This window comes from Klebsiella sp. TF21-TM, from assembly GCF_019753495.1.
In the GTDB taxonomy this organism is placed as follows: domain Bacteria; phylum Pseudomonadota; class Gammaproteobacteria; order Enterobacterales; family Enterobacteriaceae; genus Klebsiella; species Klebsiella quasipneumoniae.
This window is the reverse complement of record NZ_JAIJYL010000007.1, coordinates 130,700-143,849: the sequence shown is the minus strand read 5'-3', so window position 1 is coordinate 143,849 and position 13,150 is coordinate 130,700. Positions and strand designations below refer to the sequence as shown.

The following is a 13,150-nucleotide window of genomic DNA, read 5'->3' as shown; positions in this document are numbered from 1 at the left end:
AGTAACTACAGGCGGGATAGACTATGTTTACTTCAGCTCATGCAAACCGTTCAGCACAGGCCTCTGCTCCGGCAGCCCACTACGCTCATCGTTCTGGCGAACAGGCCGCCAATGGGCTGATCAGTGAAATTGTCTATCGTGAAGATCAACCCATGATGACACAGTTGTTGTTGCTACCTTTATTACAGCAGTTGGGTCAACAGTCTCGCTGGCAGCTGTGGCTTACGCCGCAGCAAAAGCTTAGCCGCGAGTGGGTTCAGTCCGCCGGTCTGCCGCTGTCTAAGGTCATGCAAATTAGCCAGCTCTCCCCCAGTCACACTTTAGACTCGATGATCCGCGCCCTGCGTACCGGTAACTATAGTGTGGTTATCTGCTGGCTTGCGGAGGAGTTAACCGCTGACGAACATGAGCGTCTGGTGCATGCAGCCCAGGAAGGCTGCGCGATGGGATTCATCATGCGCCCGGTCCGAAATCAGGGCACGCTCGGCAGACAACTCAGCGGGCTAAAAATTCACTCAAATTTGTATCATTGAGTGAAATTAGGATTATTCCTGGAATTTTTTTTACCGGTAGTAATGGCACAGCGTTTTTTAAGGTTTTTTTCGCGGAATGCCTGCCACACGGGCATTTGTGCCTTTTTTTCGTGTACGAAAATCAACCACATTTGTTAAATATTGTGTACACAACCCTTTTTTTTCATATGCCTGACAGAGTTCACACTTGTAAGTTTCGAACTAAGTTGTAGACTTTACATCGCCAGGGGTGATCGGCTTACGCTGCATGTATCAGCATAGTTAACAACAAGTCACGCCCCCGGTGAAGGATTTAACCGTGAGGTCTTTTGTAACTTCATGGCGAATTTTGGATGATAATGAGGCGCAAAAAATGAAAAAGACAGCTATCGCGATTGCAGTGGCACTGGCTGGCTTCGCTACCGTAGCGCAGGCCGCTCCGAAAGATAACACCTGGTATGCAGGTGGTAAACTGGGTTGGTCCCAGTATCACGACACCGGTTTCTACGGTAACGGTTTCCAGGGCAACAATGGTCCGACCCGTAACGATCAGCTCGGTGCTGGTGCGTTCGGTGGTTACCAGGTTAACCCGTACCTCGGTTTCGAAATGGGTTACGACTGGCTGGGCCGTATGGCATATAAAGGCAGCGTTGACAACGGTGCTTTCAAAGCTCAGGGCGTTCAGCTGACCGCTAAACTGGGTTACCCGATCACTGACGATCTGGACATCTACACCCGTCTGGGCGGCATGGTTTGGCGCGCTGACTCCAAAGGCAACTACGCTTCTACCGGCGTTTCCCGTAGCGAACACGACACTGGCGTTTCCCCAGTATTTGCTGGCGGCGTAGAGTGGGCTGTTACTCGTGACATCGCTACCCGTCTGGAATACCAGTGGGTTAACAACATCGGCGACGCGGGCACTGTGGGTACCCGTCCTGATAACGGCATGCTGAGCCTGGGCGTTTCCTACCGTTTCGGTCAGGAAGATGCTGCACCGGTTGTAGCTCCGGCTCCGGCTCCGGCTCCGGAAGTGGCGACCAAGCACTTCACCCTGAAGTCTGACGTACTGTTCAACTTCAACAAAGCAACCCTGAAACCGGAAGGTCAGCAGGCTCTGGATCAGCTGTACACCCAGCTGAGCAACATGGATCCGAAAGACGGTTCCGCTGTTGTTCTGGGCTACACCGACCGCATCGGTTCCGAAGCTTACAACCAGCAGCTGTCTGAGAAACGTGCTCAGTCCGTTGTTGACTACCTGGTTGCTAAAGGCATCCCGGCTGGCAAAATCTCCGCTCGCGGCATGGGTGAATCCAACCCGGTTACTGGCAACACCTGTGACAACGTGAAAGCTCGCGCTGCCCTGATCGACTGCCTGGCTCCGGATCGTCGTGTAGAGATCGAAGTTAAAGGCTACAAAGAAGTTGTAACTCAGCCTGCGGCTTAAGTTATAACTGATGAAAAAACCCGCTTCGGCGGGTTTTTTTATGTCTTCTCGCTCGCTTTAGCGGCTAAAGACTGATGGCCGTTAGAGGCGGATGATAGCCTGTGTGGAGCGACCTGCGCCTTAGTCACCACTGAACGGGCAGCCCGCTATTCCTTACCTAACAGAACCTGCAGATCGTGCTTCAGGCTCGACATTTTGCTGGCATACTTCTCTTTATGCTCAGCATCCTCAATCAGCTGGACGATGGTTTCGGACAAGGTTTTCCCTCGCCTCTGCGCCAGACCGGCAAGGCGCTGCCAGACGACAAACTCAAGGTCGATCGACTTCTTACGCGTATGCTGATGCTCGGCGTTAAAATGGCGTTTCCGTCGCGCACGGATGGTCTGTTTCATGCGGTTCATCAGCGCCGGATTCATATGCTGCTCAATCCAGGCATGCACCAGCACAGGTTCATTCTCGAGCGTCAGCAAGTCATCTACCGCAGCTTGCGCAGCGCTGGCCTCAATGTAGCGGGTAATCAGCTCACCTTCCCGGTGCTTCTTTACCAGATATTTCCATTTCCAGCCGCTTTCAAGATTTTCCAGTTGTTGATATTTCATTGCGATCTCAATGTGACCGTGTAACTCATTTCAGGATATCAGTTTTTTCCTGATGTGCTGAATATAAATCATTATTCGTGATGTGGATGGCCGGGTAATCATCGGGGTAGCCATAATCCTCCGTGTGCTCAGACGCGGCATCAGGTATAATTGCGCGCTTTACATCTAACTAAAAAACAGCGACTTTGACCATTACGAAACTGACCCGAACCGACCTTGCGCCTGATCTGGAACCTTACCAGGCGCTGTTTGCTCAAGCTGAACTCTCTCATCCGGCCCCCTCCCTCTCGGGCGATCTGCAGCCGCGGTTGTTCTATGCGCTTGAGCAACTGCTGTACACCCCGGCAGTCTCCTCCTTCATTTTGGTGAAAGCCCCTGAGGAGCCGGAATATCTGCAATGGCTGGCGGCTGAAACTCGCACGCTGCACGAGCCTGCCGCACCGCTTCACGGAGTTCGCTATGAGGTTAACGGCGCTCACGTGACGCTCACGCCGGCGCAACGCGCTGAAGATAATTTTGCCAGTACCGCTTCGGTCGTGGCGGCCGATTGGCTGGAGGCGGAACAGCTGTTTGGCTGCGTACGCCAGTTTAATGGTGAAATCACACTCCAGCCTGGCCTGGTCCATCAGGCCAACGGCGGCGTGCTGGTGCTCTCACTACGCGCATTACTGGCGCAACCGCTGCTGTGGATGCGCCTGAAAAATATGGTGACCCGTCAGCGCTTTGACTGGCTCTCCATTGATGAATCACGGCCGCTGCCGGTCAGCATCCCTTCCATGCCGCTGAGCCTGAAAGTCATGCTGGTGGGCGAACGCGAATCGCTGGCCGATTTCCAGGAAATGGAGCCAGAGCTCTCTGCCCAGGCTATCTATAGCGAGTATGAAGACACCCTGCAGTTTGCGGACGCCGATACGCTGAAGGCCTGGTGCCAGTGGGTATGGCAGAATGCGCAGCAGCTGGAGCTACCGGGCCCGGCGAGCGATGCCTGGCCACTGCTGATCGATGAAGGGACGCGCTACACCGGCGACCAGGAGACCCTGCCGCTCAGCCCGCTATGGATAGCCCGCCAGCTGCGTGAGTCTGCCGCCTTCTGCGAAGGCGAAGAGATTACCGGCGAAGCGATGCAGACGATGCTGGCGCGCCGGGAGTGGCGTGAAGGCTACCTGGCGGAGCGTATGCAGGATGAAATCCTGCAGGAACAGATCCTGATTGAAACCGAAGGCGAATGCGTCGGGCAGATCAACGCCCTCTCGGTCATTGAATTCCCCGGTCATCCACGCGCCTTCGGCGAACCTTCGCGCATCAGCTGCGTCGTGCACATTGGCGACGGCGAGTTTATCGACGTCGAACGCAAAGCCGAGCTGGGCGGCAACATCCATGCGAAAGGCATGATGATCATGCAGGCTTTTCTGATGTCCGAGCTGGAGCTGGAGCAACAACTCCCCTTCTCCGCTTCGCTGACCTTTGAACAGTCCTACAGTGAAGTGGATGGCGACAGCGCCTCCATGGCGGAACTTTGCGCCTTAATCAGCGCGCTGGCCAACGTGCCGATTAATCAGAGCATCGCGATCACCGGCTCCGTCGACCAGTTTGGTCGTGTGCAGCCGGTAGGCGGACTGAATGAAAAAATTGAAGGTTTCTTCACAATCTGTCAGCAGCGCGGTCTCACCGGAAAACAGGGCGTGATTATCCCTGCCGCCAACGTTCGCCATCTTAGTCTGACCCACGAGCTGCGTCAGGCCGTTGCCGACAATCAGTTTGCTATCTGGGCAATAGACGATATTACCGAAGCGCTGCCAATGTTGACCCAGCTGATGTGGGACGGTGAAGGACAGACGCTGCGACAAACCATTCAGGAGCGGATAGCGCAGGCGACCCAGCAGGAGACTCGCCATCGTTTTCCGTGGCCGCTACGCTGGTTAGGTGGGACAAGTTCTAACTGATCGGACTTGTTCAGCTTACACGTGTTAGCTATCCTGCGTCCCGAACTTAAAATAAGGCTTACTGAAAACATGGTAGATAAACGCGAATCCTATACAAAAGAAGATCTTCTTGCCTCTGGTCGTGGTGAACTGTTCGGCGCGAAAGGCCCGCAGTTGCCGGCGCCAAACATGCTGATGATGGACCGCGTCATCAAAATGACCGAAACCGGTGGTAACTACGACAAAGGTTATGTTGAGGCCGAACTCGACATCAACCCGGACCTGTGGTTCTTCGGTTGCCACTTTATCGGCGATCCGGTGATGCCGGGCTGCCTGGGCCTGGATGCCATGTGGCAGCTGGTAGGTTTCTATCTCGGCTGGCTCGGCGGCGAAGGCAAAGGCCGTGCGTTGGGCGTTGGCGAAGTGAAATTCACGGGGCAGGTTCTGCCGACCGCGAAAAAAGTGACCTACCGCATCCACTTCAAACGCATCGTTAACCGTCGTCTGATTATGGGCCTTGCGGATGGAGAAGTGCTGGTTGACGATCGTCTGATCTACACCGCAAGCGATCTGAAAGTGGGTCTGTTCCAGGATACTTCCGCTTTCTGATAACGTTCAGCAGCGATTAAAAGGCGAAGCCCCCGCTATGCGGAGGCTTCTTTTTTAAAGAGACAGTGTCAGGCCGTTAGTACCCTGTCCTCCATGGCTTCTCGCCAGCCTCCCAGCCACCATGAGCGTTGATTCAAGCTCTGGTATGGACACATTTCTTTCGATCTTCCTGCGATACCCGCCTGATATCCGCGTTGATGTGCCCGTTCCAGGCGATCTCGTTTTTGTCTCTTCATGCCTCGTTTCCCTCATTCTTTGATCTGGTGGAAAAGAAAACAGTGGTCGCAAATTGTGCAGCCACGGGTAACGAATACCGCGAAATGAAGGCGACGTCAATGCGCAAAATTCACGCCATTGTCATATTTGTGACCTATATAAGAGTTCATTTTTTGTTCACCTGGCACACCGGCCGGTAACGAACTGACCTGACAAAAAAAAGCCGCGCGGCTCAGATGAACCGCGCGGCAGATCAGCGTGATGAATTTTACTTATGGCAGACGGTTAAGCTCGCTGGCAATGGCTGCCGCCTCCTGGCTCCACGCCTGCGCCAGGGTCTTGACCATCGCATCATATCCATCCTGATCCTGCTTAAGCACGATGTTAAACGGGCGCTTGATCAGCTGCCCCTGATGCTTCAGCAGCCACTCACCGCTGACGATAACCCGCCCGTCGTAGCGTCCGTGAAAGCCGTTGACCGCGACGTTGAGCGTATCCTGTTCGCTACCCAGCGGCTGGGATGACACCACCCAGCCCGGCAGCTGTTGGCTCAGGTTCGCCACCAGCGTGGTGCGTAGCTGCTGGTCCAGCGGGCTGGCCCACAGATTATTATTGGCGATCACATACTGTACGTCGGTGGTCTGGTAGACCACCCCGTTACCCGCCAGATAATCCGGGATGCTGACCTGCTCAACCCACAGCAGACGTGCCCCCTGGCTGGCGGCGCGCTGTGCGCCGCCCTGCGCCACCGGCAGCTGGTAATACGTTTTGCTTTCGCCGCCGCTACTGCATGCCGTCAGCACGCATACGGTTGCCGCGAGTAACCATTTTTTCATTATTTCGCTCCCTTCGGCTGTGGGTCTTTTTTATCCTTCGCCTCAAATACCAGCGCATTGCTCTTATCATTGAGCGTTTTCAGGACCGGCTGCAGCTCGCGCAGCACCTGATCCAGACGCTGCATATCGGCCACCATCTTATTGTAGGCCGCGGAGCCCGGCTGGAAGCCCTGCATGCTGCGGTTCAGCTCGCGCAGCGTCGTCTGCATATCGGCAGGCAACTGCTGCATCGACTGGCTGGAGGTGATCTTATTCAGACTATCCAGCGTGGTCTGCACGTGCTGCATGGTCTTCTCGCTCTGCGCCAGGGTGCTCGTCGCCTGCTCCAGCAACGGATTGAGCGGCAGGTTATTAATCTTATCCAGCGCATCCATCAGACGCTGCTGGATCTGCGCCAGACCACCGCTGATGGTCGGGATAATCGGATAGCCGTTAAACTCCTGCATTTTCCCGCGCGGCGGCGCCTTCGGATAGAAGTCGAGATCGATATACAGCGCGCCGGTCACCAGATTGCCGGTTTTCAGCGAGCCGCGCAGTCCGCGGTTGATCAGATCGTCAATGTGGGCGCGAATATTCGGATCGCCGCCCAGCTGGTTAATCAGACGTTGCGGTTCAACCCGCACTTCCACCGGAATGCGATAGTCGTCGTTCAAACGCTGCTTCAGACCGGGGATGAAGAATGGCACTTTGCCGACGGTTCCCAGACGGATGCCGCGGAACTCTACCGGCGCGCCGGGCTGCAGGCCGCGAACTGAGTCTTTGAAGAACATCACATAGTCAATATGTTCGGTAAAGACCGAATCCTGGATGCTCTTCTGATCGTCAAACAGATGGTATTCCGTTTTATTCGCCACCGGCTCGCCGAGATCCAGTCCTTCCGGAATATCGAAGCTCACGCCGCCGCCAAACAGCGTCGACAGCGAGCCCATCTCGACGCGCATCCCCGCCGAGGTCAAATCGACAGCGATCCCACTGTCCTTCCAGAAGCGGACATTGGTGGTTACCAGGCGGTCATTGGGCGCATTGATGAACAACTGATAAGTGATACGACGTTTCTGGGTGTCGAAGGTGCTGGTTTCCACCGACCCCACGCGATAGCCGCGGAACAGCACCGGATCGCCTGGCGACAGCTGGCCCGCCTTGCTGCTCTCCAGCAGAATACGGATCCCCTTGGCGTCCGGCGAGGCCAGCGGCGGAGAATCAAGCAGCGGATACTGCTCCGGCACCGTACCTTTCGACCCCGGCTGCAGTTCAATATAGGCCCCGGACAATAATGTTCCCAGGCCACTGATCCCCTCGCGCCCTACCTGCGGTTTCACCACCCAGAAGACGGAATCGTTGTGCAGTAATTTCTGCATCCCGGAATTGAGGCGGGCTTTGATTTCCACGTGGGTTAAATCGTCGGTCAGCGTGGCGCTCTCCACCACCCCAACGTCCACGCTACGGCTCTTGATACGGGTTTTTCCCCCTTCAATCCCCTCCGCATTCGTGGTGATCAGCGTGACCTCAGGTCCCTGATGGCTGTAATGATAAAACAGGATCCACGCCCCGATCAGCGCAGTGACGATAGGGAAGATCCACACCGGTGACCAGTTCTTCACCTTCTGCACTTTCGCTTCTCCGCTCTTATTTTCCATGTTGTTGTCTTTCCTCATGGCTTGAATCTGGCTCACGATCCCACAGTAAACGGGGATCAAACGTCATGGCTGAAAACATGGTCATCACCACCACCAGCGCAAACATAACCGCGCCGATGGCGGGATAGATATTCATCAACCCTCCCATGCGCACCAGCGCAGAGAGTACGGCGATGACAAAAACATCAATCATTGACCAGCGGCCAACAAATTCCACCACTTCATAGATCAGATGCATGCGTTCCGAATCGCGCGCACCGTTGCCATTGGCATTCCAGCACAGCCAGGCGATAGCGATCATCTTTAGCGTCGGCACCATAATACTGGCAATAAAAATCACCAGCGCCACCGGATAAGACCCCTCGCTCCACAGTAAAATTACCCCGGCCATGATGGTTGACGGCATTTTATCGCCCAGCAGATCGGTGATCATGATCGGCATAATATTGGCGGGGAGATAGAGGATAAATGAGGTCACCAGCAGGGCCAGCGTCCACTGCAGGCTGTTTTTACGCCGCGCCGTTCCTTTACTATGACAGCGCGGGCAGACCGTCTGGTCGACGGGTAACACCGCCGTGCAGCAGGCGCAGGAGCGCAGCCCCTGGCGGATGCCGGCCACTCCGACCTTCAGCGGTTGGCTAATGGCTGGCATGGGGGCAATATCATCCCACAGCCAGCGGCGGTCGACGCACTGGAAAGTGCGTAACTGCAGCAGACAAAACATGCACCACGGAACAAAGCTCAGACCGATACCGATATCGCCATAGGCCATCAGCTTAACGAAGCTCACCAGCACGCCGGCAAGAAAGATCTCCGCCATGCCCCACGTCTTCAGGTGAAACAGAATTCGCGCCAGAAACGCTTTCAGGCCAGCGGGCATCCTGACCCGATTGACCAACAGCAGAATGGTGACCAGGCAAAAGGCCGGTACCAGTTGCACAAAGAGTAAAAAGAAGGTGCCGAGGCTGGCGTAATCCTCGGTAAATAACACATTGGGAATTTCCAACAGCTCTATTTCGCTGCTGATCCCGCCCACTTTCATATAGATAAATGGAAACAGGTTGGCCAACAGCAGCATAAACAGCGCGACCAACGCGTAAGCCGTGGGACGCTGGCGAGGCGCGTCCCACGTGGTAGTTAACGTTGTACCGCAGCGCGGACAAGCGGCTTTCTGGCGATGCTCCAGCTGCGGCAAAGCCACCAGCAAATCACATTGGGGACATAAAATATGTCGCGCAGCATGATGATGATCGCACATGACAACTCCTCGGCTCAGGCGCCGTTCTTTAATCCTTCGAGATATTCCCAGCGTTCAAAGGCTGCTTCCAGCGCCTGTTCCGCTTCGGCCAGCTTTGCCAGCACCTGCTGCGTGCGATCGTGCGGTTGTCCAAAGAAGTCGGGATCGGCAACCTGTTCCTGCAGCGTCTGCAGTTCGGCCTCGAGAGCTTCCAGCTTCTGCGGCAGCTGTTCCAGCTCGCGCTGCAGGTTATAGCTTAGTTTGTTCCCACCGCGTTTGACAGTTTCTGCTTTTGGCTGAGCGACTTCCATCGTTTTTTTCGCTGCCGGCTGCTTCTGCGCCAACGACTGGGCCTGCTGGCCGCGGGCATCGTGATAGCCGCCGATGTACTGGCCGATGCGACCGCCGCCTTCGAAGATCCAGCATTCGGTTACGGTGTTATCCACGAACTGACGATCGTGGCTTACCAGCATCACGGTGCCCTGATAGCCATCGATCAGCTCTTCCAGCAGCTCCAGCGTTTCGACATCCAGGTCGTTTGTCGGTTCATCGAGAATCAATAAGTTGCTGGGTTTCAGGAACAGACGCGCCAGCAGCAGGCGGTTACGTTCCCCGCCGGAGAGCGCGCGCACCGGGGTCATCGCCCGTTTTGGATGGAACAGGAAGTCCTGCAGGTAGCCCAGCACATGGCGCGGCTTACCGTTAACCATCACCTCTTGCTTACCTTCCGCGAGGTTATCCATCACCGTCCGATCCGGATCCAGCTCTGCGCGGTGCTGGTCGAAGTAGGCGACTTCCAGTTTAGTGCCGACGTGGATCCGCCCGCTGTCGGCCTGCAGCTGGCCAAGCATCAGCTTCAGCAGCGTGGTTTTCCCGCAGCCGTTGGGGCCAATCAGGGCAATCTTGTCGCCGCGCTGGATCTGCGCGGAGAAATCTTTCACCAGCACTTTGCCATCAACCTGGTAGTTGACGTTCTCCATTTCGAACACGATTTTGCCGGAGCGCGAAGCCTCTTCAACCTGCATTCTGGCGCTGCCCATCACTTCCCGGCGCTCACCGCGCTCGCGACGCATCGCCTTCAGGGCGCGAACGCGGCCTTCGTTACGCGTGCGGCGCGCTTTGATCCCCTGGCGGATCCATACCTCTTCCTGGGCCAGCTTGCGGTCGAATTCCGCATTCTGCAGCTCTTCAACCCGCAGGGCTTCCTCTTTATCCAGCAGATACTGATCGTAATCGCCCGGGTAGGTCACCAGCTTGCCGCGATCGAGGTCGACGATGCGCGTCGCCATATTGCGGATAAAGGAGCGGTCGTGCGAAATAAAGATAATGGTGCCTTTAAAGGTTTTGAGGAACCCTTCCAGCCAGTCGATGGTTTCGATATCCAGGTGGTTGGTGGGTTCATCGAGCAGCAGCACGCGCGGCCCGCTGACCAGCGCGCGGCCCAGCGCCGCTTTACGCAGCCAGCCACCGGACAGGGATGCCAGCTGCGCGTTGGCGTCGAGACCAAGCTGCTCAATCACTTCGTTAATGCGGCTGTCCAGCTGCCACAGCCCCAGGTTATCGAGCTGCTCCTGCAGGCGCGCCAGTTCATTTAAATTTTTGTCGCTCGGATCGGTCATGACCTGATGCGACACGTCATGATAGGCCTTCAGGTAGGCCGCCTGCTCGGCGATGCCTTCCGCGACAAAATCGTACACCGTACCGGCGACATTGCGCGGCGGATCCTGCTGCAGACGCGCCACAATCAGATCCTGTTCATAAATAATGCGCCCGTCATCCAGCCCCTGCTCGCGGTTGAGGATCTTCATCAGGGTCGATTTACCGGCGCCGTTACGTCCGACGAGGCAGACGCGTTCGTTATCTTCGATATGCAGCTCGGCATTATCCAGCAGCGGCGCATCGCTGAAGGAAAGCCAGGCGCCGTGCATACTAATCAGTGACATTCTTTATTCCTTTCAGGCTGCGGTAATCAGCCAGCAGTTGTGGATCTGACGGTTGCGGGCAAAATCCTGCGACAGCGTTTTTTGCGAAATTTCTTGCGCCTTCAGGCCAAGCGCCGCCAGCCCGTCATGATCCATACGGAAACCGCGTTTGTTATTCGAGAACATAATGGTGCCGCCTTTACGCAGCAGACGTTTCAGATCGGTCATCAGGCGAATGTGATCGCGCTGGACGTCGAAAGCATCTTCCATTCGTTTGGAGTTGGAGAAGGTCGGCGGATCGATAAAGATCAGATCGAACTGCTCGGTGCTCTCCCGCAGCCAGCCCAGCACGTCCGCCTGCATCAGGCGATGCGCGCGGCCGGTCAGGCCATTGAGACGCAGGTTGCGTTCCGCCCACTCCAGGTAGGTGCGCGACATATCCACCGTGGTGGTGGAGCGCGCGCCGCCGAGACCGGCGTGGACGCTGGCGCTGCCGGTATAGGAGAACAGGTTCAGGAAGTCCTTGCCTTTGCTCATCTGGCCGAGCATACGGCGGGCGATACGGTGGTCGAGGAACAGACCGGTATCCAGGTAGTCGGTGAGGTTGACCCACAGGCGCGCGTTGTACTCCTGCACCTCGATAAAGTCGCCCTTCTCCGCCATCTTCTGGTACTGGTTTTTCCCCTTCTGCCGCTCGCGGGTCTTCAGCACCAGCTTGTTAGGCGCCATGTCCAGTACGGCGATGGTCGCGGCGATAATATCGAACAGGCGCTGGCGCGCTTTGTGCGCATCGACGGTTTTCGGCGGGGCATATTCCTGGACCACCACCCAGTCGGCGTAGCGGTCGATGGCCACGTTGTATTCCGGCAGGTCAGCATCGTACAGGCGATAGCATTCAATGCCTTCCTGACGGGCCCATTTTTCAAACTTCTTCAGGTTCTTACGCAGACGGTTAGCAAAATCTTCCGCCAGCATCGCCGGCTTGCCGCCTTCGCTCTCCGCCAGGTGATAATTCTTCTGTACGCAGTCCAGCGGGCCGTTCTTGGCTTTAAACTGTTTGTCGGCGCGCAGCTGCAGGCAGCTTAACAGCTCCGGCGAGGCGCTGAACACCGACAGGTTCCAGCCGCCAAACTGACTTTTCATGATCCGGCCCAGCAGGCTGTGCAGAGCGATCAGCGCCGGCTCGCTTTCCAGACGCTCGCCGTAAGGCGGGTTGCTGATCACGGTGCCGTACGGGCCTTTCGGTAGCGGATTATTCAGCTGGGCGACGTCTTTGACTTCAAAATCGATCAGCTCGCCGATGCCGGCCCGACGGGCGTTGCGACGGGCGCGGTCAATGACGCGTTCGTCGACATCAGAGCCATAGAAGCGTGACCCATATGCCGCCAGCCCCTGACGGGCGCGCGTTTGCGCTTCCGCTTTCACTTCTTTCCAGATGGCCTCGTCGTGCTGCGCCCAGCCGCCAAAGCCCCAGTGGCCGCGGTGCAGGCCCGGCGCGCGGTCGGTCGCCAGCATCGCCGCCTCAATCAGCAGGGTACCGGAGCCGCACATCGGATCGAGCAGCGGGGTGCCCGGCACCCAGCCGGAGCGCATCACGATCGCCGCCGCGAGGTTTTCTTTGATCGGCGCCATACCGGTGCCATCGCGGTAGCCGCGCAGGTGCAGGCCTTCGCCGCTCAGATCCAGCGAGATGTGCGCCGTCTCTTTGTTCAGCCAGACGTTGATCCGCAGATCGGGCGACTCACGATCGACGTTCGGGCGCGGCAGGTTCTTACGGGTGAAGCTGTCGACAATGGCGTCTTTGACCTTCAGCGCACCGTACTGGCTGTTGCGGATCTCCTCATTGAGACCGCTAAAATGCACGGCGAACGTGGCGCCAGGGTTGAACATCTCCGTCCACGGAATGGCCTGTACGCCGAGGTACAGATCCAGATCGCTGTATACGCGACACTCGCCCAGCGGCAGCATGATGCGCGAAGCCAGCCGGCTCCACATCAGGCTTTGATACAGCAGGCGCGTATCCCCCTGAAAATGGACCCCGCCCTGGACTACCTGGCAGTCCGTCGCGCCAAGCCCTTCCAGTTCAGTTTTTAACAGCTCTTCCAGCCCACGAGCCGTACTGGCAAACAGAGAATTCATATCGTCACTTTTACTTAAAGAAAATTGGTGCGCATTATAGCCAATATGTGCCCTATGTCATAAAGTTATAGGCTTAT

The 13,150-nt window shown here is 56.6% G+C and carries 11 protein-coding genes; 4 read left to right on the top strand and 7 right to left on the bottom strand.

The annotated features are described in order from the left end of the window. The first annotated feature begins 23 nt into the window (after positions 1-23). Positions 24-533: an SOS-induced cell division inhibitor SulA gene (gene sulA, locus K5R89_RS09265; RefSeq protein WP_023289052.1), complete on the top strand. Its 510-nt coding sequence runs from the start codon at positions 24-26 to the stop codon at positions 531-533. A 352-nt stretch (positions 534-885) separates the two neighbouring features. Beyond that, positions 886-1,956 carry a porin OmpA gene (gene ompA, locus K5R89_RS09260; protein ID WP_044521956.1) on the top strand — a complete coding sequence of 357 codons (1,071 nt, stop codon included), beginning with the start codon at positions 886-888 and terminating at the stop codon, positions 1,954-1,956. A 146-nt stretch (positions 1,957-2,102) separates the two neighbouring features. Here ompA and matP read toward each other — a convergent pair whose 3' ends face one another. Next, the gene (gene matP / locus K5R89_RS09255; RefSeq protein WP_002898404.1) at positions 2,103-2,555 is read right to left on the bottom strand and encodes a macrodomain Ter protein MatP; all 453 of its coding nucleotides are present in this window, start codon (positions 2,553-2,555) and stop codon (positions 2,103-2,105) included. Positions 2,556-2,740: 185 nt separating this feature from the next. Here matP and K5R89_RS09250 point away from each other — a divergent pair, with 185 nt between their 5' ends. Together K5R89_RS09250 and fabA are read left to right on the top strand one after the other, a co-directional pair. Continuing rightward, positions 2,741-4,498: a Lon protease family protein gene (locus tag K5R89_RS09250; protein ID WP_217259082.1), complete on the top strand. Its 1,758-nt coding sequence runs from the start codon at positions 2,741-2,743 to the stop codon at positions 4,496-4,498. Between the two features lie 69 nt (positions 4,499-4,567). After that, the gene (gene fabA, locus K5R89_RS09245) at positions 4,568-5,086 is read left to right on the top strand and encodes a bifunctional 3-hydroxydecanoyl-ACP dehydratase/trans-2-decenoyl-ACP isomerase (RefSeq protein WP_004201428.1); all 519 of its coding nucleotides are present in this window, start codon (positions 4,568-4,570) and stop codon (positions 5,084-5,086) included. A gap of 68 nt (positions 5,087-5,154) precedes the next feature. Here the strand turns inward: fabA and rmf are convergent, their stop codons facing one another. From rmf to rlmKL, 6 genes are all read right to left on the bottom strand, one after another. After that, a complete protein-coding gene (gene rmf / locus K5R89_RS09240; RefSeq protein ID WP_002898396.1) occupies positions 5,155-5,322 on the bottom strand; it encodes a ribosome modulation factor in 168 nt (55 codons plus the stop codon). A 252-nt stretch (positions 5,323-5,574) separates the two neighbouring features. Next, entirely contained in the window at positions 5,575-6,138 is a 564-nt protein-coding gene (pqiC, locus tag K5R89_RS09235) for a membrane integrity-associated transporter subunit PqiC (RefSeq protein WP_032455285.1), read from the bottom strand. Then, positions 6,138-7,775, bottom strand: a complete 1,638-nt coding sequence (gene pqiB / locus K5R89_RS09230) for an intermembrane transport protein PqiB (protein ID WP_032455284.1) — start codon at positions 7,773-7,775, stop codon at positions 6,138-6,140. The genes pqiC and pqiB overlap by 1 nt, the downstream gene beginning before the upstream one ends. After that, the gene (gene pqiA / locus K5R89_RS09225) at positions 7,765-9,033 is read right to left on the bottom strand and encodes a membrane integrity-associated transporter subunit PqiA (RefSeq protein ID WP_023289047.1); all 1,269 of its coding nucleotides are present in this window, start codon (positions 9,031-9,033) and stop codon (positions 7,765-7,767) included. The genes pqiB and pqiA overlap by 11 nt, the downstream gene beginning before the upstream one ends. 14 nt (positions 9,034-9,047) lie before the next feature. Next, complete coding sequence (locus K5R89_RS09220) at positions 9,048-10,955, bottom strand: ABC transporter ATP-binding protein (protein ID WP_023289046.1); 1,908 nt, start codon at positions 10,953-10,955, stop codon at positions 9,048-9,050. Positions 10,956-10,967: 12 nt separating this feature from the next. After that, positions 10,968-13,073, bottom strand: a complete 2,106-nt coding sequence (rlmKL, locus tag K5R89_RS09215; RefSeq protein ID WP_064155425.1) for a bifunctional 23S rRNA (guanine(2069)-N(7))-methyltransferase RlmK/23S rRNA (guanine(2445)-N(2))-methyltransferase RlmL — start codon at positions 13,071-13,073, stop codon at positions 10,968-10,970. Between the last annotated feature and the right edge of the window lie 77 nt (positions 13,074-13,150).

Coding starts and splice junctions, on each gene's coding strand:
- pqiA (WP_023289047.1), bottom strand. CDS start 9,033: ATGTGCGATCATCATCATGCTGCGCGACATATTTTATGTCCCCAATGT.
- K5R89_RS09220 (WP_023289046.1), bottom strand. CDS start 10,955: ATGTCACTGATTAGTATGCACGGCGCCTGGCTTTCCTTCAGCGATGCG.
- pqiB (WP_032455284.1), bottom strand. CDS start 7,775: ATGGAAAATAAGAGCGGAGAAGCGAAAGTGCAGAAGGTGAAGAACTGG.
- sulA (WP_023289052.1), top strand. CDS start 24: ATGTTTACTTCAGCTCATGCAAACCGTTCAGCACAGGCCTCTGCTCCG.
- matP (WP_002898404.1), bottom strand. CDS start 2,555: ATGAAATATCAACAACTGGAAAATCTTGAAAGCGGCTGGAAATGGAAA.
- rmf (WP_002898396.1), bottom strand. CDS start 5,322: ATGAAGAGACAAAAACGAGATCGCCTGGAACGGGCACATCAACGCGGA.
- fabA (WP_004201428.1), top strand. CDS start 4,568: ATGGTAGATAAACGCGAATCCTATACAAAAGAAGATCTTCTTGCCTCT.
- rlmKL (WP_064155425.1), bottom strand. CDS start 13,073: ATGAATTCTCTGTTTGCCAGTACGGCTCGTGGGCTGGAAGAGCTGTTA.
- pqiC (WP_032455285.1), bottom strand. CDS start 6,138: ATGAAAAAATGGTTACTCGCGGCAACCGTATGCGTGCTGACGGCATGC.
- ompA (WP_044521956.1), top strand. CDS start 886: ATGAAAAAGACAGCTATCGCGATTGCAGTGGCACTGGCTGGCTTCGCT.